Here is a 25,243-nt window from a genome sequence, read left to right as displayed (position 1 = left end):
CCCTAATCCCTAATGACTGCACTCACGTCGGTAAATCTCTTCTGCTACTAACTTAAGGCGTCTGAGTTGGGCTTTCATATCATTCTGAGTCCATTGGGCAGCAAAGCTGTTGAATCCCCAGCTAACGATGGGGTTGGGAATTTCAAATTCAAAACGGTTGACCAAACGGGTGCCTTGTTCAGCTGGCTGACACTCCCAGCGGTCTCGTCCTTTGAAAAAACCCTGGAACTGCCAAACCACTAACCCTGGCTTGCGGTCAATAACCACACTCTTGAGAGTGGGCTGCAACCAGGGAATGTTAATAATAAACCGCGAGCGACTCCCGACATCAGTACTCCACTGCCCCACTGATTCACAACGCAAAATCGGGTTGAGCCAGCGATGCATTAAGCTCTGGTCAGTGATACAGCGCTCAACAATGGTGGCGCTGGCATTAATTTTAATGGATTGTTCAAAAATTTGGGCGTTTTGCATGTAAAATTTCCACATTATCGAAGAGGGGAGTTTGAGGGGAAAATTCATCCGAGACCTAAGAGGACGGGGTATTCTTTTCCCCTCAATGGCGTTAATAAGCGAAAAAACTGGGTATCGATCCTACCCGGCTACCCCCGGAACGTTCGCGCAGCGTGGCCTACGGCCAGGGAAAGTTACGCCCATGGAGTTAACAGCCACTTAGTTGGTTGTGCCTGGGAATCCCCATCCTATACCGGTTGGGGAGGTTCAATGAACTATCTTGATTACCGTGGCAGCTAGCCACACTACCAGACCACTAGAGTTGTGAGGAGGAAAAATTAATCAAGACTTGATTTTTGTACATCAATTCGCTCTAAATATAAGGGTTACGTCTTGAGTGACTGACAAACCTACCAAGAAATCTTTCAGCTCCCGAGTGTCCGACGTCACATCGGGGCAAATGCCGATTCAACACTCAATCAAGTTACCCAGCTAACCAGCGGGGGTAAGACCCCCTAAGCCAAGCAGTTGACTCCTGTCGGCAACTATGGGTAAATTCTATCAGCACTCCTGGGTCAAGATTTGTCAGTTAGGCAAGATTAAGCCACATCTGTGGAAAATTTGAGGAGTAAAACGTTCTCCATGAACATCTCAACCTTTACTTTTAAATCTTCTTGTCGTACCTTCTGCTCAAGGTTATTTTCAGTCAGCACCCTCCTCTGAAGAGACCAGGCGTAGATAGCCTCCCTTCAGGTAGCTGACCAGCCTAAGACCTTGACCCAAGGGGTTGCCCTTAAGGTAAAGGATCTACGTTGTTGGCAAGTGTTAAAGTTCCTACCTTGGGGTACTTTGCCCGCTCCAAGCTCTAGAACCGAGTCGTTAAACAATTAGACGAGGGCTAAGACAGTGCGGTTCGGAAAGTACCGACCAACAACGTTGGCGAGGCAAACGTTACCTTGTGCAGAATCGGCGATTCCGGCTTTAACTGGAAAGCACAACAACTGCACCTCTTGTTGTCCAGCTCTTTTTGGGACGGCAGTCTATACCGCAGCGTCTCGGTTCCTCTGGGGTCACCAGACGCGCAGCTTCCCCGCTGCTCAACTTATCTAGTTGAGACGATAATACCGTGCTCCTCACCAGACCACAGTAGTCACAAGGAACTTAAAAAACTTAGGGTTGCCTGTGACATTGGACAATTTAAGTAAGAACAAAGACTATGAATGGAACTTGGGAAGGTATCTTCCAAATTGTAGGAGTGGGTGTGCAGCCATCGGCACACCTGGTTTTAGCCCAGACAGGAGTTCCCGCATTAGACCAAGTTTTGGCAGATGGGGGAACCACCTTACTGAATGTGGTTAAATCGATCGCAATCTTAGTCATTGGTCTTATCCTTGCTAAGATTGCTGCTGGTATTACCAAAGCAGTACTGAATCGCACCAATATTGACAACAACATTGCTCAGTGGGCTACTGGCGGTCAGCCAGGAAGCGAGCCTCCTCCCATTGAGCAATGGTTATCCGGGGCAGTTTTCTGGATTATCATCGTTTTCACGGTAGTGGCGGTTCTAGAAACCCTCAAGCTAGATACGGTTTCCGGACCCCTGAATAGTTTTCTAGACACCATCCTCGGCTTCCTCCCCAGTGTCTTTGGTGCGGCGATTCTATTGGGCATTGCCTGGTTAATCGGAACTATCGTCAAGATGATAGTAGTCAGGACCCTCAATGCATTGAATCTCGATCAGCGCTTGGGTGAGCAAGTCGGCGATGGTGGTACTAGTCAGTTCTCTCTGGCTCAAACCATTGGCAATGCCCTTTACTACTTAATCTTCTTACTGTTTCTGCCATCGGTCTTAGAGACCCTAGGCTTACAGGGAACTCTCGATCCAGTACTAACTATGCTGGGTGAGATTTGGGGGATTGTGCCCAATATTGGCGCAGCCATAGCAATTGGTGCTATTGGTTGGTTTATTGCTCAACTTGTGCAACGTCTTGTCACTAGTTTCTTGACAGCAGCAGGTACAAATCAGATCGGGGAGCGGTTTGGACTAAGTAGCTCTGGTGGTCGCTCCCTAGCGGGGATTATCGGTACGATTGTCTATGTCCTGATTTTGATTCCCGTTGCTACCGCTGCCCTTAATGCCTTGCAGATCCAGGCCATCTCTGGCCCTTCGATCGCAATGTTAAGCCAGGTTACTAATACCATCCCCAAACTATTTGCTGCGGCTGGTATTCTGGCAGTTTTCTACGTAATCGGACAGTTTGTTAATGATCTGCTCACCAACGTCCTGACAGACCTTGGCTTCAACAATTTATTTAATTGGCTAGGTTTTTCCGCCAGCGCTCCTAGCACCACTGATGAAACAACTGATGAAACAGCAGAATCAGACACACCACAGAACCCACTTACCAGTCGCACCCCTTCTGAGCTAGCGGGACTGCTTGTACTGATTGGTATCATGATCGCTGGTATTGTGGCAGCAACGGATGTGTTACAGATTCCCGCCTTAACTGACATTGTCGGTGGGGTTGGTTTCATTGGTGCTCGGGTGCTGTCCGGGTTAGTAGTCCTTGCTATCGGTCTATTCCTAGCCAATTTTGCTTTCAACTTGATTACTGGCTCCGGCGCTCGCCAATCCAATATCCTGGCACAAGTAGCTAGGATTGCGATTATTGCTTTTTCTTTAGCTCTAGGTCTACAACAAATGGGCATTGCCCCTGATATTGTGAACTTAGCCTTTGGTTTGCTCTTAGGTGCAATCGCGGTTGCGATCGCATTAGCCTTCGGTCTCGGAGGTCGCGATGTTGCTGGTGAGCAAGTTAGAGAATGGCTAGATTCTTTCAAAAAGTAACTCGAAGTTATTCGCGTAGCGTGGCCTAAAGGCCAAGGTTGTTCGCCCTTTTTGAATTAAGAATTAAGAATGTAGAATGTAGAATTCTTAATTCTACATTCTACATTCTACATTCTACATTCTTACAAACAACTTTCAACCTTCAACTTTCGATAATCTTGCCCTCAATTCTCCTTTAATGCGATGGAGAATTGAGGTTTCGTCTAAAGAGGAGAGAATTCGTCTAACAACGGCTTTTGGTCCATCTTCTCCCCAGGATGCTCCATTGGCTAAATAGGTTTTGGTAATTTGTCCAATACCATAGCCAGAAACTCCAGCAACACTAGCTTGGGTGATGGCAACGGACATATATGGCGCTAGGGAAACCCCACCAGTGACAGGAGCAGAAATGCCTAAAATACTTTTTAAGCTACTCAGTCCCAAGTTAGCCAAGAGTTCACTAGCACCAATACCTCCCATACTCATAGCGATTTTTTGTAATAATTGAACAGCTCCCTGCTCAGTCATAGCAATACCATAGAGACGGGATAAAGTAAGAATCATTACCACATCAACTACAGTAGCGGTGAGGATATCCACAACAGTAACTGGATTGAGAGCAATCACAAATGCTTTAGTTATCACTGCTTTCCAGATAATTTGATTGGCACTGTCATCCCGAATCTTCATTTTTCGGTTGACCAAGTTTTCATTCAACTCATCCGCGTAAAGCATGGTGTTAAGAGCAACAAGGGATTTACCTTCCCGATGTAAAATCTCCAGAATTTTTAGTTTCAAATCTTCAATCTGGGGTTTCCCTCGGCGGCGCTTGACCTGAATGTTGCCATTAGGCGATCGCACTGCTACAGATACCAAAGGTGAAGCAGCAACCATCACAATTTCTGCTGGTGAAAGCAACTGCTTGACCCGTTCATCCCGAATTTTTCTGTAAATTGCCATGCGATCAGCATCGGGATATTGGTCAATCTTGTTCAACACCAGTAACATCGGTTTCCCACTAGCTCTTAACTGAGATAGAGCTTGGTACTCTACCTTAGTCATATCACCAGCAATAATAAACAGCAGTAAATCTGCCTGTTTAGCCACCTCTAGAGCTAAGGCTTCCCGAGTTTCCCCATCTACTTCATCAATCCCTGGGGTATCGATTAGCTGAATTTGGGAATTACCAATACTGGGTAGGGCAACCTGTAGAATATCCTGTTGGCTATGATTTGGACTAGGGGTTTCTTGACTAGAGGTTTGACTAGGGCTTTGATTATGGCTTTGATTATGGGGCTGCCAATGGGCAGTTTGAGCATTCTGAGTCACCCCATGTAGGGCACCAGTTTCAAATACAGGTTGACCGACTAAGGCATTGAGTACAGAGGATTTCCCTCGTCCCACCATGCCAAAGGCCGCAATTTGGATACAGGTATTTTCCAGCTTCTCAAGCAGATTGCCTAAGTCTTGGATTTGAGCATCTAAACCAGCTTTTTCTCTACGGGATAAGTCAAGATTAGCGACTAGATCCCTGAGGGAGTCTTGTGCCTGTTTGTAGTTCAGTTCTGCCTGGATTTGCTCAAAACCTGAAATTGCGCTATCTAAATCCTGATCAAAATCTAGAGAGTTAACAGAGTCAGACTCAGGCCAGAATTCGGTCAAAACGGCACCTCCTGGTTAGGACACTTCTGCTTTCGATCCTAGAGCATCAGTTCAGGAATCACTTTTGAGAAGAGGGCGAATATAGAAATAGATGCGTAAGCATTCAGCTATCAGCCGTCAGCCGTCAGCTTTTGAATAAAAGAAGTAAGCATTCGAATAATGCTGAGTTAGGTTCCAGCCTCGAAGCCTGTGGCACAAACTATTTGCCTGTGCCACAAAGCACCTCAAGTAGCGTGGCCTACGGCCAATGGCTGATAGCTGTTCGCGCAGCGTGCGCGTAGCGCTTAAGCTGACGGCTGAATGCTTACATAGATGCTTCACAGCTGACATGGGTTACAGCCATTATTCATCCCTGGTAACTTCCTGATTCCAACCCACAGCTGTCGAAGAGTTAATCATTGCCTTACACCATTGATTCGATGCAAACCATAGGAGAGATATGAGATGATCAGCCAATTCTTAAGTGTTAGTCTAACCTTGCCGATGCTACTGAACTTAGGTCAGAGTCTCACGGATACCCAAATCGTAAATTATGGTAAAGTTAATGATCATACACCAACATGGACTAATTTTGAGGGTAAACTCAATAGTCAAAACCCACCGTCGTTATCCTTGGCCAGCCGGGATGAAGCAAAAGACCAAGAGCAAAAGTGTGAGTGGCTAGACATATGTTCAGAATTGACGGGGGCATCTTTATTGGTTAGCAAAACGCTTTTATAAAAGGTAAGTTAGGTGCTAAAAAAACGTGGGAATTAGCATTGTCCTGCGACTAAATCAGGAAGGAAAATTACGCTATAATGGTACTAGATCTGCCAAGATTCTACAAAGCTTGTAATCCCAGCAAGCCCCTGAGTATGGGAGATGTCAATGATAGAAAATACTATATTGATTTTTCCCCAGTCAGAGGAAATAAAATTATTGAGTCCCTCAAGCGAACCATCACCCTAATTTCTCCAGATGAGCCGACTTGTCAGCTGTTTACAGGGCATATTGGCTGTGGTAAATCTACAGAATTACTTAGACTAAAAGCTGAATTAGAGCAACAGAAATTTCATGTGGTTTATTTTGAGTCGTCTCAAGATTTAGACATGGCTGATGTTGATCTAAGCGATATTTTGCTGAGTATAGCTGGTCAAGTCAGTGAAAGTCTGGAGAAAATTAAAATTAATATAAACCCAGGCTATTTTGTCAATCTTTTTACAGAAATTACCGATTTTTTGCGGACACCAATTGAATTAGGTGCTGAAGCAGAATTGTCGGTAGGCATTGGCAAAATAACGGCTAAAACTAAGGAAAGTCCTAAACTGCGGCGTCGATTACGGGAATACCTCGAACCTCGCACTAGTGGAATCTTAGACTCGATTAATGAAGAACTACTAAAACCTGCTACCACTACCCTGAAGAAAAAGGGTAAGGCGGGACTAGTGGTGATTGTGGATAATCTGGACCGGGTGGATATTCGCCCTTTACCCTCTGGGCGTACGCAACCAGAATACTTATTCATTGACCGGGGTGAACAGTTACGCCGACTCAATTGCCATATTGTGTACACAATTCCCTTGGCGTTAACTTTCTCCAATGAGTGCGAAACCCTGAAGAATCGCTTAGGTGGTGGACTTACTCCTAAAATCTTACCGATGGTGCCAGTTAAACTGCGCACAGGTAAGGAGTTTCCCGATGGCATGGCTTTGCTACGAGAAATGGTACTGGTTAGAGCTTTCCCCAATCAAACTACTGAGGAACAATTTGCTTTGCTCCCGGAAGTATTTGATAATATAGAAACCTTAAACCGCTTGTGCCGAATTAGTGGTGGTCATGTGCGCAACTTGCTAGGATTATTGTTTGATTGTCTTAGGCAAGAAAACCCACCGATTCCCAGTGAGTGTTTAGAAAATGTGATTCTCGAACGTCGCGATTATCTGATCTCATCAATTACTGATGAGGAGTGGGAATTGCTGTTTCAGGTGGTGCAACAGCAAAAAGTCAGGGGTGATACGGAATACCAAACTCTATTGCGCAGTATGTTTGTCTTTGAATACCGCGATCGCGATGGAAATTGGTTTGGTATAAATCCAGCATTAGAAGAGGCACCGCAGTTTAAGTCATGGTTGAAACAAAATCACCAGCAGACGCTGCCCAATACAACGATAGTACATTAAAGGCTCTCTCTAGAGCGATCGCATTTTCACAAGGGGAATTTTCTCTTGTGATCGTGCGATGTAACTACCAGGGTTTGCAACAACAGATGCTGCAACGCCTCAAAGCACTGTGTCAGCCGCAATACCAGATTACAGAGTTTATCATACCGCCATCGGCTACCACCCTTTATACCACCATCCAAAACTACGAACACAGGGAATTGGGGCGTGGAAAGGACAAGGGGATAGACAGATGCGGGAACAGGCAGAGTTCTAGCCCCATTGACCCTTCATCCCCTGACCCTCTTACCTCCTCACCCCCTCATTCCGCATTACTGATTGTTGGTTTAGAGTCAGTGGTTGCCCTTGAGGAATTACTTACCTCTACTAATCAAGTCCGGGATGAGTTTCGTAAACGCCTAACCTTTCCTCTAATATTGTGGGTTAATGACCAAGTACTGCAAAAACTGATCCGGTTGGCACCAGATTTTGCCAGTTGGGCAGCCACTCCCCTCAAGTTTGAACTGACTACCACAGAGTTAGTCAATTTTCTCGGACAAAAGGCTCAAATGGTATTTGCCTGTCTATTGAACTCTGGAGAGCCTTCCCCCTCAACCACGCCACAAATCCCAAATCCTAAGCTACCCTACTCGAACGCCAAAGGCGAACAACCTCCCAACCCCGATATTTGTATTACCTATTCCAGGAACTCAGCACTCCAAAACCAACGTCGATTTGAACTGGATTTTGCCCTAGAAGATTTACACAGTCGTGGCATTACCTTAGAAAAGGAATTAGACGCTAGTCTAGACTTTGTTTTGGGTCTAGATGACTATAAACGCGATCGCATAAATCTAGCCAAGAAGCGGTTTCGTAAAAGCTTAAGAGTTTGGCAGCAAACCGATAACTTAGAACGGCAGGGGTTATTATTATTTTATCTCGGTTTGTGTTACTGTCGCCAGGCTGACCAAAATCAAGCTCATAAACAGCGCTATTGGGAAGAAGCTTGGCCGTATCTGCATCGATGTATGGGAATTTTCACCCAAGCGGGGCGTCACGATCTGGTGGCTATTTTTATTAGTAAGCTAGCTGAACTGCTGCAGCATCTACAAGCGTGGTCATTCTTACAAACCACCTCTCAACAGGCTCTGTCCCTTCATGAAACCTATGGGACTCAGGTGCAACTAGCCCAAGATTACGGTTTTCTGGCAGAAGTAGCCCTTGAGCAATCCCGATGGGACGATGCTGGTCAATTAGCCGAGAAAGCTCTATTAATTTTGGTTGTTGCTGCTGATGATCAGCCCCATGACCAAGGCTTGCATCCATTGCTATTAGCCCAGCTCTATCGATTATTTTTGGTAAAATCCCAAGGAAAGCAGGGAAATTTAGCAGAAGCGGTCAAGCAGCTGGAAAAAGCGAGTCATAAACTGGCAGATGCCATAGAATCCAGCAATTATCACTATGAGCCTCAGCGTTACCTGCACCTGTTAGAACGATTACGTAGCCTTTACTTTGAACAAGGGCAATACCTAGAAGCATTTCGGATTAAACAAGAACAACGGGCAGTGGAGCAGCTGTATGGCTTCCGTGCCTTCATTGGTGCTAGTCGTCTACAGCCACCACGAGGAGCTAATAATCCCAGCTGGCATGGGGTACAGCCACAAGACCTTATTCCCCAGGAAATGGCAGCTTCCGGACGTCAGCGAGATGTAAACCGCTTAATGGAACGGATTACCCGTGCCGACCACAAACTGACAGTGATTCATGGTCAGTCAGGGGTTGGAAAAAGTTCCATGGTCCATGCCGGATTAGTGCCAGCACTCAAAAATAGACCCCTTGGCGATCGCATAGGGTTACCGATTGTGGTGCAAGTTTACACCGATTGGGTGGGGGAACTGCATAAACACTTGGCCGATCAGGTATCAGCACATGGAAATGAAGACCCCTTGATCAGGGAAAAATTTCTAAATTCTAATGGTAACGGTAATGGTAACGGTAATGGTAACGGTAATGGTAACGGTAATGGTAACGGTAATGGTAACGGTAATGGTAATGGTAACGCCCTAATTGATTCTGTCCTGGAGCAATTACAACACAACGCCGATAATAACTTGTTAACGGTTTTAATTTTTGATCAGTTTGAAGATTTTTTCTCAGTTTATTCCCATCAATCCCAACGAAAACTATTTTATAAATTTTTAGTAAATTGTCTGAGATTACCCTATTTAAAACTAATTTTTTCTATCCGAGATAACGCCTTACATAAATTACTAGAACTAGAACATTATACTTGGGAAGTTATAGAAAGTAATATCTTAGACAAAAAGATTCGTTATCCATTAGTCAATTTTTCCTTAGAAGATGCTTATTCAGTTATTCAAAGCTTAACCCATCGGGCTAATTTTTATTTAGAGCCAGCTTTAGTTGACGAATTAGTCAGAGAATTAGGAGCTGAAATTGGAGAAGTTCGTCCCATTGAGTTGCAAGTAGTAGGAGCTCAACTCCAAGCTGAAAATATTACTACCTTAGCTCAGTATCAGCACCATGGTCCCAAAGCCAAACTGGTGGAACGGTTTTTAGAAAAAGTTATTAAAGATTGTGGTCCTGAAAATGAAACAGCGGCTTGGCTGTTGTTGTCGTTACTCATTGATGACAATAAAAATCGTCCCCTTAAGAATCGCTCCGAACTAGCCATAGAGTCATGCTTAGAAGACCATACCTTAGATTTAATCTTAGAAATTTTTGAGAAATCGGGATTGGTATTTCTATTACCAGAAGTTACGATCAACCGCTATCAACTGGTTCACGATTACCTGGTAGACGTTATTCGCCAGAAAAAGCAATCGAAACTGCAAGCAGAATTAGAAAATCTGCGCCAGAAAGACAAACAGAGCCAGGATAAAATTGAGCAACTGGTTAAAGAACAAGAACTCCAAAACCAACTGGCCAAAATAACTAAAAAACAAAGGAAAACTGAAGAAAAGCTCAATCAAATTCTCAGGCAACGATTGCGAGAAGCACGTTGGGCAGGAATGGCACTGTTCAGTCTGATGGTGATTACCGGTATACTTGGGGTTCGCTACGCTATCAGTAAAACCAACAACCATTTGAGTGACCTGAGCTACTCCTCAAAAGCTCTAGTTGATGCCAACAGAACCTTTGATGCCCTAATCCTAAGTTTAGAGGCAGCCCAGCAATTGCAGCAATCCCTTGGGGTGAATCCAGAGACCCAGACACGGGTAGTCACTGCTCTACAACAGGCAGTTTATGGCGTCAGAGAACGCAACCGTTTAAAGGGACATCGAGATTGGGTCCGTAGTGTCACGTTTAGCCCAGATGGTCAGCGGATTGCCTCTGGGAGTCGAGACAACACTATCAAACTCTGGCGCAAAGACGGTACCTTGCTCAAAACGTTGCGAGGTCATCGGGCTGGAATCCAAAGTGTCAGTTTTAGTCAAGATGGTCAGATGCTGGCTAGTGGTAGTGAAGACAAAACTGTCAAGCTGTGGCGTAAGGATGGATCCCTGATCATGACCTTAGATGGGCCACATGGGCATACCAAAACAGTCCATTGTGTTAGGTTTAGCCCCAATCGCCAGATGATCGCATCGGCTAGTGAGGATAAAACCGTCAAACTATGGAGTAAAGATGGTGCTTTACTCCATACTCTAACCGGTCACAGTGATTCAGTGTTGGGGGTTAGTATTTCTCCCAATGGTCAGTTAATTGCTTCTGCCAGTAAAGACAAAACTATCAAACTTTGGCGCAGGGACGGAACACTGCTGAAAACCTGGCAAGCTCATACAAAACCAGTGGTTAGTGTCCGTTTTAGTCCTGATGGCAAGACTATTGCCTCTGCCAGTACAGACAACACTGTTAAACTCTGGCAAACTAATGGCGAATTAATCGATACCCTGGAAGGTCATCGTAATTGGGTTCTCGATGTCAGTTTTAGCTCCGATGGTAAGAGGCTAGCTACGGCTAGTGCTGATCACACCATCAAACTCTGGAACAGTGATGGGGAATTAATCGAAACCTTGGCTGGACATAGTGAAATGGTGGTAGATGTAAGTTTTAGTCCCGACAACAAGACCATTGCATCGGCTAGTGTAGACAAAACTATTAGACTCTGGGCTAGTGACGGGGGGATACTGGCTCCGATCCGGCATAATCAAGCTGTCAGAAGTGTAAGTTTCAGCCCCAATGGTGAAATGATTGCTACTGCTAGTGCAGACAATACCATTCAACTTTTGAACCGTAAGGATCGTAGCAGAAAAGCCTTCTCGGCTCATGGTCAAGGGTTGACTGCAATTAGTTTCAGCCCTGATAGCACGATCATGGCTAGCGCTAGTGAAGATAAAACGGTGAAACTCTGGAATTTAGATAGCTCCTTGCTTCACACTCTAGAAGGACACCAGGATCAGGTTTGGGGAGTTAGTTTTAGTCCCGATAGTAAGTTAATTGCCTCTGCTAGTGCTGACAAAACCGTGAAACTCTGGGATTTAGATGGCACCTTAGTCAAGACCTTAGAGGGGCACCAGGATAAAGTTTGGGGAGTCAGTTTTAGCCCAGATGGCAAGCAGATTGCTTCTGCTAGTAATGATGGGACTGTAAAACTCTGGAATACTAAGGGTAAGTTGCTCAAAACCTTAGAAGGGGATAATCAAGAGCATAATGATGCGGTGAATTGGGTTAGTTTTAGTCCAGACGGCGAGATGATTGCTTCTGCTAGTAGTGATGGAACTGTAAAACTCTGGAATCGTGATGGCAAGTTGCTCAATACGTTGAAAGGGCATAATGGTGCCGTGAATTGGGTTAGTTTTAGTCCCGATGGAACCTTAATCGCATCTGCTAGTGGTGATAAAACGGTTAATCTTTGGAGTCGGGATGGACATTTAATTAATACCTTTAAGGGACACAACGATTCGGTGTTTGGAGTCAGTTTTAGTCCCGATGGCAAGTGGCTAGCTTCTGCTAGTAAAGACAAAACCGTGATCTTGTGGAATTTAGATGTGGATTATTTGCTAGAGCGTGGTTGTAGTTGGTTGTACGATTATTGGCATCATAACCGTGATGCTCAAAGGGATCAGCTTTGTGGATTTTCACTATAGCAAGGAAATAGGGAGTAGGGAACAGGGAATCGGGAATCGGGAATCGGGAATCGGGAATCGGGAATCGGGAGCAGCGCTATAGTTTATGAACTCTTGACTATTGCCTATTGCCTATTGCCTCTTGCCCATTACCCTATCAGAAGACTGCTCAACCACCTGTGTAACTTGTTCCACCTCTAATTCTAAAGCTTGGGCAACTTGTTCTATGGTTAACCCCAACGCTAATAACCGAGGTATCGACTTTAATTTGCCTTGAATTTCACCTTCAAGTCTCCCCTCCTGTATACCTTCGGCTTTTGCCTCCTGATAAACTTTGGTTTGCCGTAAATCACTTAAGCTAAACATGGCTTCGATCTCCGTGCGACTGAGTAGTGGTAACTTATACACCAGTATGGTCTCTATTAATTGTAGAAGTTCTCGCTTTTGTCGTTCATTCTCTACCTCCTCAGTGGTTCGTTGAATCAAGTCTTGAGCAAGTGCAATCGCAGAATCTTCCTCAGTGACAATTAGCTGTACTGTGGCGATACCCACCGATGGTGCAGAGGTCTCGACTAATTCATCGAGATAAATCCGAGATACCCTTGGAGAATCCAGTAATTCTCGATACCTAACAGTAGCTCCTTTATCCACATTGCGGCTAGGGTAAATCACCACACCACGCCAATCATTGCTGAGTTCGGTTTTGTCTAAGTACAGGAATATTTCACTAAAGAAGCGGGAGTAAAATTGAGAGTCCCTCTGAAATTGGACTTCTACAAAATAAATTGGTTGTTGGGGTGTGGTAATTGTGGGCAGGAATACCCCATCAATTCTTGCATGCTAGTTGTTTGACTTCTACAGAAGCGAATTGATAAGCTTGTGCTTCTGTAGGGGAATGGTTAATTAATTCAAAAAAGATGCTGGGAAACGATTGAAACAGGCGATAGAATATGGTATCGGTTTTCACATTTAGGTCATTACTTAACTATACCTATAGCTATAGTAATCGGTAATCGGTAATCGGTAATCGGTAATCGGTAATCGGTAATCGGTAATCAAAAAAATCTATATCTCACCCTATTGACAATTACTATCTATGGAAACTCAACCTGATTCAAACCTAACTGATTCAAACCTAACTGAAATCCCTTCTGGAGAAACCTGGAACTATGAAGCGACGGTGGCTAAAGTGGAAACTATCATTAGGCAAATAGAAACGGGAGAACTAGAACTAGCCGACGTCTTTGATCAGTTCTCCGCTGCTGTCGAATATCTCCATCAATGTGAATATTTTCTGGATCAGCGACAGCAACAGATGGATTTGTTGATTGAGACGCTGAGTGATGATTCAGATTTTTAAGAGTAATTATCCCATCCCTTGAATACCAACATGTCCAGCAAAGGCATACCAATCTTCACTAAAGCCCTTGAATTCCAGATCTTTCAGGGTAAATTTTACGTGATTCTCCTCCAGGGTAAACTTAATCGTATTATCAGCATTAGGTTGATCGGCAACAATCACCAAATCAGTGCCTGCTGGAATTTCCTGCTTTGATGCTTCATTCAACATATTAGATTGAATAGGAGCTCGCTTAATTACCGTATCTTGATTAAAGAAAAGGTTAAGTAAAACGGGTTGATTGACTAAGGTATTCTGATAAATAGGAATGTTGAAAGCAGTCTTATCATCTTGTTTAGAGACTACATTACTAACGGTTTCTACCGGTTGAATACTCTCCATCATAATGGCTACATGGTCTTCAAAGGCATACCAATCACCACTGAACCCCTTAAACGCAATATCTTTTAAACCCATTTTAATGTGATTGCCAGATTCCTGACCATAATAGCCAAGTACTAATAACGTACCTGCTGGTATCAGCTGACGTTTCTTATCAGGCAATTGGGACGATTGAATCGGCTCTTGCTTGAGATAGCTATCTTGCTTAAACAGAATTCTTAATACATTTGCCATGACATGATACCGGTTTTTAATTGGATAAGGTAAAAATTTTTTAGAATTGAGAATGTAGAATTAAGAATGTAGAATTAAGAAGGTAGAATTAAGAATGTAGAATTGAGAATGTAGAATTAAGAATGTAGAATTAAGAATGTAGAATTAACCATTCTGCTTTCTGCCTTAACCATTCTGCCTTCACCATTCTTCATGCTCCATTATATATGAATTCTAAATTATCCATTATATATAAATTCTAAATTCTCCATTCATCATTCACTATTCTGCATTATAAATTCTAAATTCTGCATTCACTATTCTTCATTCTGCATTCACTATTCTTCATTCTAAATTCTCCATTCTTCATTCTAAATTCTCCATTCTTCATTCTACATTCTCCATTCTTCATTCTACATTCAACTAATACTACCCCGTTTACGAGCCTCCTTATAGGATATTCCCACATTTTTGACACCTGCACGAATCATTTGTTGTTCAAGCAAAGCAAAGAAGCGATTCCGGTCACCGGCCTTAATCACGGCCTGATTATGAGCTTCAGACACAGCAATGGGATAACCATATCCTTTATAGACCTGGCCCAGCATTAAACTCAAGGCTTGATTGAGCAATGCCGAATTCTGGGCTACCCATTCTGGCATCTCGATCCGAGCAATTTCTGTACCCACATGGACATAACAGAAATAGATCCGGTGATGGTCGTATAAATCCAGAATCCGTGCGGAACTCTGAAATAGAGGGCTACGCTGTCCTGGTTGCAATAAACTTGCCCAGAGAGTGGTATCCCGCAAGGGGTCAATCACCTGACAGGGCAACTTGTCCGTGAGATTACCACATTGGGTGATACATTTGGGTGTTTCATAGGGACAAGCTGGTAATCTGAGGAAATTAACCATTTCCACACTACGAGAAGCGCTCAGGTAACCAATCAGGGGTACATTAACAGAACGCAACTGCTCCCAAGCTGTTAGAATCGGAGGCAATATGCGATCGCGTGCATCCCCTGGCATCCCATCAAGAAACCAGTAAATTAGGGAACCATCTACTATCGCTAAATTGGGAGTATCCCTGTGGGGAGCTGGTGGCTTCACCCAACGGCAAGCCATTTCTGCTAACATCGATACTTCGGAAATGGTGCGCCGATGCCCCATCCACTCCTCCGTGCGAATCCCCCACTGACGAGAAATATATAAGTCTTCCGGTCGGTAGAACACTTCGGGCACACTATCCAACAGAGGGTAAAGACTTTGTCCATAGTGCAACATTACCCGACCCACATTAATCACATAACAGTAGAGAATTTCGTGGTGAGAGGGGGAAATTTGAGACCCATCGGTGGCGAAAACACTATGGCTTTCAGGGGGACTACTGATATCAACACAAGTATCCAGAGATTCTACAGGTGTTGCCGCCGTGAAAATCATGCGATCGCGCCATTGCTGATGAGACTTGACCAAACTCTCTTGTTGTTTTTTAGCCTTTGCCAGTAATTGTTCAGCCCGTTCTAGGCGTTGGCGAGACGCCACTGCCTCTAGTCTCAGGTGCTTACTAATACCAGGAATTTGTCCTGCCAGTTTTGCCAGATCAAGCATGGAGAGCTGATTAGTAGATTTACCGTAGATTTGCTAATTTCAAACTAGTGATCTGTAACACACTTTTCTTGTGATCCTAAACGACTCATTAAGTGATCCTAAACCAACAGAGATAAATAAACACAATTGTATACATCAGGCTCCAATAACAAACGCGATCCTATACACCAGCCTCAGATCACAAACACGATTGCATACATTACCTTTTCATACTGACAGTATTCATGTCAGTAATTTCTACGAGGTAAGATTTTATGAAGAATCGCCAATTAATGATGTCCTTGTCCCTGGCATCCGCAGCCGTAATTGGTGGTAACGCCCCAGCTCAAGCCATAGACTTCGACTTCAGCTATCAACCAGGAACGTCCCTCGAACAAATGCTCGGGTTTGAAATGGCTGGTGAGATTTGGTCTTACTATTTAACCGATAATGTCACCGTCAAAATTCACCTTGATGTCACCGACGACTTGCCCTCAAACATCCTCGGTGGGGCACTCCCTGGTCTGCAAAAGTCTAAAAAGTACAAAAAATTTCGGAAGAAGCTGAAGTCCGATAGAACGTCGGTAGATGATTATACTGCTTATGATAACCTGCAAAAACATAACTATAATGATGGCCATAGTGGCTATCATGCCGTGTTTGAAAGCAGAAATGGGTGGTACAACAAAAACATTGCTCTGACCAATGCCAATGCCAAAGCCATAAATTACCACAGGAATAACTCCCTTCTCGATGGCTATATCGTCATGAATGACGCCTTCAATTGGAGCTATGATTACCAGCGTAACGCCCCAACCCCATCAAACACCATAGACTTTCTCAGTGTCGGCATCCATGAAATTGGTCATATCTTGGGCTTCGTCAGTGGGGTGGATTCGACGATACTCGCGGATTATGACGCTAGTTATCAGATGAACCTTGACCGTCTGATGCGTACTACCTCCCTGGATATGTACCGCTATAGTGCCTGGAGCGAAGACCAAGACATGCTTGAATTAGCCTATGGTGCCGACGCCTACTTTTCCATTGATGGGGGTAATAAAGTTCTGGCATACTTTTCTGAAGGCAAGGATCCCAATTTAGGATTAGGAGGTGATGGCTATCAAGCCAGCCACTGGGACGGTATGGGCAATGATTTGGGTGTTATGAAGCCAGCCCTAGGTTGGGCAGAGAGGGCCGATATCTCAGCACTAGATTTACGAGCATTTGATGTGATTGGCTGGAACCTAAACTCCACTGTGTTGGGCTCAGATGGACGCCCCAGTGACTCAAATATGACCCTAAATCTCAATAACTTGCTCAACAACGCCAAGAATACCTTAGCCAGCAAAATCGGTGCCTACTTCAATGATCCTAACTGGAATGCCTCATGGATCGACTGGTATATCGCCAATGGCTATAACGAAACAGCAGGATCCTGGCTAGATCAAGACCGGATCCAGAATGTGCTCGACATCTACGAATGGGGCTATGGTGGCGGTGCTGGTGGCGGTAGCAGTGGCGGTGGTGGCGGCAGTGGCGGTGGTGGCGGTGGTGGCGGTGGCAGTGGGCAAGTATTAGGCCAGTTGATAGAACAGCAGCGGTTTTCTTCAAATTTCAATTGGTCAACCTTCAATGCTGACCAGGGATCGGCTCAGGTGCCAGACCCTGGGGCTACCAGTGGCTTAATTGGGTTAGGTCTGTTGGGGATACTCTTAAACCGGGATTAATCGGAACAATTCCGAATAAAAAGGTCAAGGTCAATTTATTGTTGTCTGAGTGAGGGGTGGTCATACAGCAATTGGAGTTAAGCCTCCCACCCATCTATCTAGACGTTCCTCACATCCCGGTGAGGAGTTCCTTAAAAGCTTGAGTTTTACTATGCTTAGAGTCAAGCCACCCTAGCTCAACCGCGTCAATAAGACTCAAGTCCATACCTTTCAAGAAACGCGCGGTACGGCGCAACAATACTGCTTGAACTTCAACCCTGGTCATAAACCGGGAGATTTCCTGGTCTGTACCGCGAGCCAGGATATTCTTCGCAGCATTATAGTCAGCCTGCAACACGACCCCATTAAACCTGGTAAAACTGTCCCCTTTCCTGACCCCTAACAGGGTGCCAGTTACGGAGTCAATTTGCGACGTGTAGCTCGGTTGAATTTCTGAAACTACTGAACCAGTCCAGTTAGCCCATTTCTGTAAAGAGTCCCGGATTGCTCCCTTCATCCAAGTATTTAACCTGCGGGACATCGCTAATGATTGACGAAAACCTTTGATTGCTTGGGTCAAATCCTCCGCAAAAACTTTTAACGATTCTCCCCTAAAAAGAGATTTAGAAGCAGCGCCTATTACAAAAATTACTGCTTGGTCTTTTCTTAAGCGACGATTCTCTGTTTTCCGGCTCAGATTATTTTCTAGTATACGAGCCGACTTAGCTGGGTCGATTTTCTCTAATTTTCTATGCAGTGCCCATAACTGGCCACGATTTCGGTTTTTCTTAACAATTCTGTCAGATTTATTGGTCGCTAGTTTACCTAAGCCAAGACCGTGTGCACGACCATCTGAATCATAAAATACTTCTGTGTAACCCTTATCTACACCAACACAACGACATTCAGTCGGATTATTGATAGTTCCATGATCAACCAAAAAATGGATTTCAAAGCGCTGCAAATGAAGATTGTAAATTAGTCGGATCTGTCCTGTTATTTTTCGATTATATCTTACCAGAATTCGATGGCGTTTACCTCGACGTAACCCAGCCAGTTCTAACTGGTAAGTGTGGCGAGAAATCCGTTGGCAGGAGTAACCGTTTTGTTGATAGACTATTTGATTTTTTATCCTTGAATGACCCCGCTGAAACTGCTTCCTAACAATTCGAGGCAAAAATGGATCGTCTAGAAAACTGGGACTTGATAGCTGTTTATAGCATTGATTTCGACGTTTTTTATTTTCTTTACCTGGAAATCGCTTATGCAGGATTTTTCCTAATGCTTCAATACAAGCAGCTTGTTGGGCACTAATGGCTTTACCGACATCGCTAACTGTCCATTCCATTAGTTTAGATGGTAGACCTAAAGATTCTGGAGTTCTCAAAGACCTAACCTCTGGGTAGGCTTTCCGCCAGTCGAGTCCCCAATGGCTAACGCTGCCAAGCTTGTTGTAGGATTCAGAACGAACGATGCCTAAGCGTTGCATCATGGCAACAAGCTCAGCTTCAACTACCATTGACATCCCAATTACTGGAACTACCTGAGTTGAGAGCTTTTTGACTGTGCCTGATTTTTTCTTCCCCTTAGACATATTCGAGCTTGTTGTAATCATTGTCCATTATACCCCAAAAAATCCCATTTTGTACCGCTTTTTGGGGGTTTAATGGCAAGGCATTGGTGGTCTGTTCAAGGGTCGTAGCAGATAGTAAACAGGTATAGCGCTACGCGCTATAACAAGTACGGTAGAGCCAAAAATTTCCCCTTTTCTAGTCATAAGCGTTACTTGGTCTAGAGGTTTGGGAATTCTAGAGGATAGTTCTTGCCCACGACATGCTTCAGTCTCTAGAAAAGCCCCATGGTCACCACAGATTTTTGTAAATTGCCACCTAAGTCGCATCACAATAAACCCTTAAACCAACTCCTGACCTTGCCCATTGCCTGTTACCTAGTGGCTCAGATGCCCTTGCTCTGCTCAGCTCAAATTGTTCCAGATAATACTCTACCGAACAATTCCATTGTTACTCCTAATGGCAATATCATTGAGATTACCGGTGGTACCACTGCAGGAGGTAATCTCTTCCATAGCTTCGAGCAGTTTTCCGTTCTGACTGGGAATACAGCCTTTTTCAACAATTCCCTGACTATTGACAGTATTATTAGCCGGGTCACTGGTGGCTCCATCTCTAAGATTGATGGCTTAATTCGGGCTAACGGTAGGGCTAACCTGTTTTTAATCAATCCCAATGGGATTGTGTTTGGTTCGGAGGCTTCCCTAGATATTGGTGGCTCGTTTATCGGCTCTACCGCCAACAGCATTAAATTTGCCGATGGCAGTGAATTTAGTGCTACCAATCCCCAGGAGCCTCCCCTGTTAACCATTAATATTCCTACTGGTTTACAGTATGGCTCCCAAGCCAATCCAGGCAGAATTGTGATCAACGGGCCTGGGAACAATCTGAGTATTAATCCCGCTACATTTGCAGTAATCAGAGACAATCGACCAGTGGGGCTGGAAGTACAGCCAGGTAAAACCTTAGCCTTGGTGGGGGGTGATGTGGCGGTTGCAGGAGGAAATCTCACCACAGCAGGAGGACGGATTGAACTGGGCAGCGTCCAGGGAGAAGGGATGGTAACGCTAACCCCAACTAACTCAGGTTGGACATTAAGCTATGAAGATGTAGGACAATTTCAGGATATTACCTTGTCCCAAGGGGCGTCGGTGAGTACCAGTGGTAATGGCGGGGGTGAAATCCAGGTGCAGGGTCGGCGGGTGACCCTTAGTCAGGGGTCAGCCATCTTAGCCGATACCCTGGGCAGTGGGGCTGGGGGAAGTTTGACGGTAAAGGCGACGGAGGCATTGCAAGTTATCGGTACCGTTGTAAATAATTTCTTTTTCAGCCGTTTATCTAGTGATGTAGCACCAGGGGCTACAGGGAATGGGGGTAATTTATTCATTGACACGGAACGCTTGCGGGTTGCTGATGGCGCTCAGATCTCCAGTGGCACCTTTAGCTCCGGGAATGCTGGCACCTTGACGATCACCGCTGCTGAGGTAGAGGTGATTGCTGGCTCGAACTTCGGTCCCAGTGGTTTGTTTGTGCCAGTAGCACCAGGGGCTACCGGGAATGGGGGCAATTTGCTCATTGACACGGAACGCTTGCGAGTTACTGATGGGGCTCAGATCTCAGCTAGTACCTTTGGCTCTGGAGATGGAGGAGATTTGCTAGTTCAGGCCAAGGAGGTAGAACTGATTGGTACAGCTTTTGGCATCTTCCCCAGTACCTTGTCGGCAAATGTGGAACTAGGAGCTACAGGGAATGGGGGCAATTTGCTCATTGACACGGAACGCTTGCGAGTTACTGATGGGGCTCAAATTTCAGCTACTACCTTTGGTAAAGGGGATGCAGGTGCTTTGAGGGCGCAAGTCACTGAGATGGAACTAATTGGTACCTCATCAGAGGGATTACCTAGTGGCTTGTTTGCCAATGTGGAACCAGACGCGATCGGGAATGGGGGCGACTTGACCATTGAAACTGAGGGTTTGCAGCTGACTGATGGGGGTCAGATCGCAGCAATTACCCGTGGTGAAGGGGATGCAGGTTCTTTAACCGTAAAGGCAATCGATTTGCAATTGAGTGGTACCTCACCACAGGGATTAGCCAGTGGCTTATTTACAGACGTCAGAGCAGGAGCCATTGGTAATGGGGGCCAATTGACCATTAACACCGAACGCTTGCGGCTAACTGATGGGGCTCAGATTGCAGCTAATACCTTTGGTGAAGGGGATGCCGGTTCTTTAACCGTACAGGCAATCGATCTGCAATTGAGTGGTACGTCAACCGAAGGATTACCCACCGCTCTGTTAGCCAATGTGGAACCAGACGCGATCGGGAATGGGGGTAAATTGACCATTAACACCGAGCGCTTGGGACTGGTTGATGGAGCCCAGATCTCAGCAATTACCCGTGGTGAAGGGGATGCAGGTTCTTTAACCGTAAAGGCAATCGATTTGCAATTGAGTGGTACCTCACCACAGGGATTACCCAGTGGCTTATTTACAGACGTGCGACGAGAAGCCATCGGGAATGGGGGCAAATTGACTATTAACACCGAGAGCTTGCGGCTCAGTGATGGCGCTCAGATTGAAGCTAATACCTTTGGTAAAGGAAATGCCGGTTCTATAGAGGTAAACGCAACAGACATCGAATTAATTGGTACCTCACCACAGGAATTAGCCAGTGGCTTATTTACAGAAGTCCGACGAGAAGCCATCGGGAATGGGGGTAAATTGACCATTGACACCGAACGCTTGCGGCTGAGTGATGGGGCTCAGATTGCAGCGACTACCTTTGGTGAAGGGGATGCTGGTTCTATAGAGGTAAACGCAACAGACGTCGAATTAATTGGTACCGCCACGAATTTTGCTAGCGCTATATTTGCCAATGTGGAATTAGAGGCCATAGGTACAGGGGGTGAGCTGACCCTTGAAACCGAACGGTTGCGCTTGGTGGATGGGGCTCAAGTGGCAACCATTACCAGAGGCGAAGGGGATGGGGGAACCTTGAGAGTTCAGGCACAGGAGATAGAACTGATTGGGAGATCAGACCTAGGTGCCAGCGGATTATTGGCGAATGCGATCGCAGGTAGTGGTAATGGCGGTAAATTAGAGGTCTTCACTGATCAGTTAAGTATCCGAGATGGAGCAACGATCAGTGTCAGTAACTTCCAAAGCAATAACCTCCTAGCACCAGGGCAAGGCCAAGCTGGGGATATTGAGATTGTGGCAAACTCGATCGAGCTTTCTAACAGCGGAGCGGACACTCCCAATGGTGGTGGTATTACCGCATCCAATTTCTCGGCGGGAGGAGGCAATATTGATATTTCCGCTAATCAAATCACCAGTAATCGAGGGCAAATCACTGCCACTTCTGAGCTTAGCGGCGGTGGTGATATTAAACTTACTAGTGACTTACTGTTCCTTTCAAACCAAAGCGCCATTAGTACCAGCGTTAATGACAGTAATGGTGGTGGCGGTGATATTAAGATTAATAGTGATTTTGTAGTGGTTGTAGAAAATAGTAACATCGCAGCCAACGCCATATTTGGTCCTGGCGGTAATATTCAAATCACTACTCAAGGTCTGTTTCTGTCTCCAGATAGCCAGATTACTGCCAGTTCTGAATTTGGTATTGATGGTCAAATCAACATTAGCAACCCAGACCCAACTCAAAACCTGGGATTAATCCCATTACCAGCAACTATCATCGATACCGGTCTACTCATTGCCACAGGCTGTAGCACCGATGATGAGCAGAATGGATTTGCTCTGCTTGGACGAGGGGGCTTACCCACTGACCCCACTGACCCCCTCAAAGGTGAAACCATTTGGATAGATTGGCGAGATTTCTCAGCAACCAGGCGTCAATTGTATCGGGCTGCTCGCAATCGGGGGAAAAAACCCAATCAGGAACCTCAAGTGACAGCGAAAAAGCCACCAATTATTGAAGCTCAAGGATGGATCATTAATCAGGATGGAATTGTGGAGTTGGTGCCTTATCCCACTGGTCCTGAGCTCAAACCAGTATTGAATAGGACCATCAACTGTCATAATCTTAGGTAAGCATAATAGGACTGTCAGCTATCAGCCGTCAGCTATCAGCCGTCAGCTATCAGCCGTCAGCTATCAGCATTCAGCTATCAGCATTCAGTTATCAGCATATGCGCTACGCGCACGCTTGGCCTTTGGCCACGCTCCGCGAACGCGAACAGCTATCACCTAAAGGCTGACGGCTGACGGCTGACCGCTGAAGGCTTACCATCAACAAACGCGATGCTCTTAAGGCCAAAGGCCACGCTACGCGAACAGAGCCACTACGGGAAGGCATACATTAGAATCATAAAACGAATGCGATCGCATACATTAGAATCATAAAACGAATGCGATCGCATACATCAGCCTGTGATACTCAAAGCATAGATTTACCAGAATAAAGTGAAAATTATCCTTAATTTTCGGTCACCAATGTCATTTTATCCAGCAACCGTAGTCTACATAATTTACAAATAAATCATAAAACCCAGACCTCTATAATTTTCTATTCTTTTTAAATATTTTGATGACATAACTAGTTTAGTTATAGAGCAAATGGAATAGGAAGCAGGGAACAGGGACTAGGGAGTAGGGAGCAGCGATGCAGAGCGGTCTTGGGGGAAACCCCCGTGAGGCCACTGCATCGCTTTTGCAATTAGGCAAAAATTCGGGAGAAAATTCCCACACTCCTCACACTCCCCGCGCCCCCGCCCCGCGCCCCCGCCCCACACTCCCGATCTTTTTTACAAATATGAGATGCACCCTTTCCCCATCTCGCTATCTCGCTATCTCGCTATCTCCCGACCCTCCCCACACTTCCCACATTTCCCACATTTCCCACATTTCCCACATTTCCCACATTGATCACATTTACCACACTTACCCTGAATAGTTTAGGGACATAAAAGTTTTAGTTGCGTCTGTTTTTAAGCAGAAATAATTGGCAGAATAACTTTCTTTTTACCTATACTACTGAATATAGTATTTTTCCTATTAATAAGGTTTTAAACACCTATTTTTACCCTGTTCCCTGTTCCCTGTTCCCTGTTCCCTAATTATGACATTCATATTAAACTCTCATAATGTTTTTGACTATCTAGCTGCTCGTGGTTTATGCAATCCCTCCGAGCAAGCTCTCAGTAAAATTGAGCCACTGGAAGCCAAGAACTTTAACTTATTGCTGACCTTTCCAGATGGTCATAAGCTGCTCGTAAAGCAGGAGCGACATAACCAGGAAGGGAAAGCCGCTGGTGAGTTTTTGAATGAATGGCGAATTCAAGAATTCTTACAGCAATTTCCAGAACTTGCTAACCTCCGCTCTTTGATACCAGAGGTGCTGCATTTTGATGGTGAGAATTCCATTATGGTTTTCCGCTATCTCGATGACTATCGGGATTTAATGGATTTCTACGCCAAGGAAAATATCTTTCCTCCAGAGGTTGCTGCCACCATCGGCACCCTTTTAGGAAAAATCCATCATCATACATTTAATCGTAAAGACTATCAAGATTTATTCTGTAGTGAAACCGATAATATAACCACTGACCAAGTGCCTAGATTAGTTAACAGTTTAGAACGAATTGGTCCGGAGATTTTTGGTGCGGTACCTGCTGACGGGCTGAAATTCTTTGCCCTTTATCAACGATACGATAGTTTAGGGCAAGCGATCGCACAACTAGGCAATGGTTTTGCCCCCTGCTGTCTGACCCACAATGACCTAAAGCTAAATAATATCCTTCTGCACCAAGATTGGGAGCATGAGAGTACCAGCATTGTCAGGCTAATTGATTGGGAGCGCTGTAGTTGGGGAGACCCAGGGTTTGATTTAGGAACACTGATCAGTAGCTATGTCCAAATCTGGCTGAGTAGCCTAGTTATCAGTAAATCTTTAAGTATTGAAGAATCCCTAGGTTTAGCCATGACCCCCTTGGAACAGCTCCAGCCTTCCATTGCTGCCCTAACTAAAGGGTATTTTGAAACCTTTCCAGAAATTTTAGAACACCGACCTGATTTTTTGCGGACAGCAGTGCAATTTACCGGTTTTGGTTTGATTCAACGGATTCGGGCGATGATTGAGTACCAAAAATCCTTTGGTAATGCCGGGATTGCCATGCTTCAGGTTGCCAAGACCTTGTTGTGTCGTCCAGAAAAATCCATGCCCACAATTTTTGGCCCTGCTATTGCTGAATTAATTCAACTCAGTCCTTCCGCTGTTTAAGACACTT

14 protein-coding genes and 1 pseudogene are annotated in these 25,243 nt (G+C 45.0%); 8 read left to right on the top strand and 7 right to left on the bottom strand.

Annotated elements, in window-relative coordinates:
* Nucleotides 1-9: 9 nt before the first annotated feature.
* Nucleotides 10-474 (bottom strand): SRPBCC family protein, encoded by a 465-nt coding sequence (locus LYNGBM3L_RS02765; RefSeq protein ID WP_008178794.1) that lies wholly within the window; start codon nt 472-474, stop codon nt 10-12.
* A 1,195-nt stretch (nt 475-1,669) separates the two neighbouring features.
* On the opposite strand from LYNGBM3L_RS02765, the gene LYNGBM3L_RS02760 reads away from it, so the two are divergent.
* Entirely contained in the window at nt 1,670-3,301 is a 1,632-nt protein-coding gene (locus LYNGBM3L_RS02760) for a mechanosensitive ion channel (protein ID WP_008178789.1), read from the top strand.
* A gap of 135 nt (nt 3,302-3,436) precedes the next feature.
* On the opposite strand, the gene LYNGBM3L_RS02755 is transcribed toward LYNGBM3L_RS02760, so the two are convergent.
* Nucleotides 3,437-4,942, bottom strand: coding sequence for a GTP-binding protein (locus LYNGBM3L_RS02755; RefSeq protein WP_008178786.1), 1,506 nt, complete (start codon nt 4,940-4,942; stop codon nt 3,437-3,439).
* 444 nt (nt 4,943-5,386) lie between these two features.
* Between LYNGBM3L_RS02755 and LYNGBM3L_RS02750 the strand changes: the two genes are divergently transcribed.
* The 3 genes from LYNGBM3L_RS02750 (at nt 5,387) to LYNGBM3L_RS02740 (ending at nt 12,191) form a co-directional block, all read left to right on the top strand.
* Entirely contained in the window at nt 5,387-5,662 is a 276-nt protein-coding gene (locus tag LYNGBM3L_RS02750; RefSeq protein ID WP_008178783.1) for a hypothetical protein, read from the top strand.
* Between the two features lie 77 nt (nt 5,663-5,739).
* A complete protein-coding gene (locus tag LYNGBM3L_RS02745) occupies nt 5,740-7,101 on the top strand; it encodes a P-loop NTPase fold protein (protein WP_008178781.1) in 1,362 nt (453 codons plus the stop codon).
* Nucleotides 7,047-12,191, top strand: coding sequence for a WD40 domain-containing protein (locus tag LYNGBM3L_RS02740; RefSeq protein ID WP_008178778.1), 5,145 nt, complete (start codon nt 7,047-7,049; stop codon nt 12,189-12,191). Before LYNGBM3L_RS02745 ends, LYNGBM3L_RS02740 begins: the two co-directional genes overlap by 55 nt.
* A gap of 111 nt (nt 12,192-12,302) precedes the next feature.
* Here the strand turns inward: LYNGBM3L_RS02740 and LYNGBM3L_RS02735 are convergent.
* Nucleotides 12,303-13,137 (bottom strand): annotated as a pseudogene (locus tag LYNGBM3L_RS02735) (Rpn family recombination-promoting nuclease/putative transposase).
* Between the two features lie 129 nt (nt 13,138-13,266).
* On the opposite strand from LYNGBM3L_RS02735, the gene xseB reads away from it, so the two are divergent.
* A complete protein-coding gene (gene xseB / locus LYNGBM3L_RS02730) occupies nt 13,267-13,530 on the top strand; it encodes an exodeoxyribonuclease VII small subunit (RefSeq protein ID WP_008178773.1) in 264 nt (87 codons plus the stop codon).
* Nucleotides 13,531-13,536: 6 nt separating this feature from the next.
* On the opposite strand, the gene LYNGBM3L_RS02725 is transcribed toward xseB, so the two are convergent.
* Both LYNGBM3L_RS02725 and LYNGBM3L_RS02720 read right to left on the bottom strand, forming a co-directional pair.
* Nucleotides 13,537-14,145, bottom strand: a complete 609-nt coding sequence (locus LYNGBM3L_RS02725) for a hypothetical protein (RefSeq protein WP_008178771.1) — start codon at nt 14,143-14,145, stop codon at nt 13,537-13,539.
* A gap of 398 nt (nt 14,146-14,543) precedes the next feature.
* Nucleotides 14,544-15,737: a DNA double-strand break repair nuclease NurA gene (locus tag LYNGBM3L_RS02720; protein WP_008178770.1), complete on the bottom strand. Its 1,194-nt coding sequence runs from the start codon at nt 15,735-15,737 to the stop codon at nt 14,544-14,546.
* Nucleotides 15,738-15,991: 254 nt separating this feature from the next.
* On the opposite strand from LYNGBM3L_RS02720, the gene LYNGBM3L_RS45390 reads away from it, so the two are divergent.
* Nucleotides 15,992-17,446 (top strand): NF038122 family metalloprotease, encoded by a 1,455-nt coding sequence (locus LYNGBM3L_RS45390; protein WP_008178769.1) that lies wholly within the window; start codon nt 15,992-15,994, stop codon nt 17,444-17,446.
* A gap of 109 nt (nt 17,447-17,555) precedes the next feature.
* Here the strand turns inward: LYNGBM3L_RS45390 and LYNGBM3L_RS02710 are convergent, their stop codons facing one another.
* On the bottom strand, nt 17,556-19,040 hold the full coding sequence (locus LYNGBM3L_RS02710; protein WP_229414271.1) for a zinc ribbon domain-containing protein: 1,485 nt from the start codon (nt 19,038-19,040) through the stop codon (nt 17,556-17,558).
* Nucleotides 19,041-19,283: 243 nt separating this feature from the next.
* Between LYNGBM3L_RS02710 and LYNGBM3L_RS33590 the strand changes: the two genes are divergently transcribed.
* Nucleotides 19,284-23,048, top strand: a complete 3,765-nt coding sequence (locus LYNGBM3L_RS33590) for a two-partner secretion domain-containing protein (RefSeq protein WP_008178767.1) — start codon at nt 19,284-19,286, stop codon at nt 23,046-23,048.
* Between the two features lie 103 nt (nt 23,049-23,151).
* Here the strand turns inward: LYNGBM3L_RS33590 and LYNGBM3L_RS42665 are convergent, their stop codons facing one another.
* A complete protein-coding gene (locus LYNGBM3L_RS42665) occupies nt 23,152-23,313 on the bottom strand; it encodes a hypothetical protein (RefSeq protein ID WP_154659656.1) in 162 nt (53 codons plus the stop codon).
* Nucleotides 23,314-24,075: 762 nt separating this feature from the next.
* Between LYNGBM3L_RS42665 and LYNGBM3L_RS02700 the strand changes: the two genes are divergently transcribed.
* The gene (locus LYNGBM3L_RS02700) at nt 24,076-25,236 is read left to right on the top strand and encodes a phosphotransferase family protein (protein WP_008178765.1); all 1,161 of its coding nucleotides are present in this window, start codon (nt 24,076-24,078) and stop codon (nt 25,234-25,236) included.
* Nucleotides 25,237-25,243 lie beyond the last annotated feature (7 nt).

The organism is Moorena producens 3L (assembly GCF_000211815.1).
GTDB lineage: Bacteria > Cyanobacteriota > Cyanobacteriia > Cyanobacteriales > Coleofasciculaceae > Moorena > Moorena producens.
Note: the sequence above shows the minus strand (reverse complement) of the source record. Positions and strands in the feature narration are given on the sequence as shown.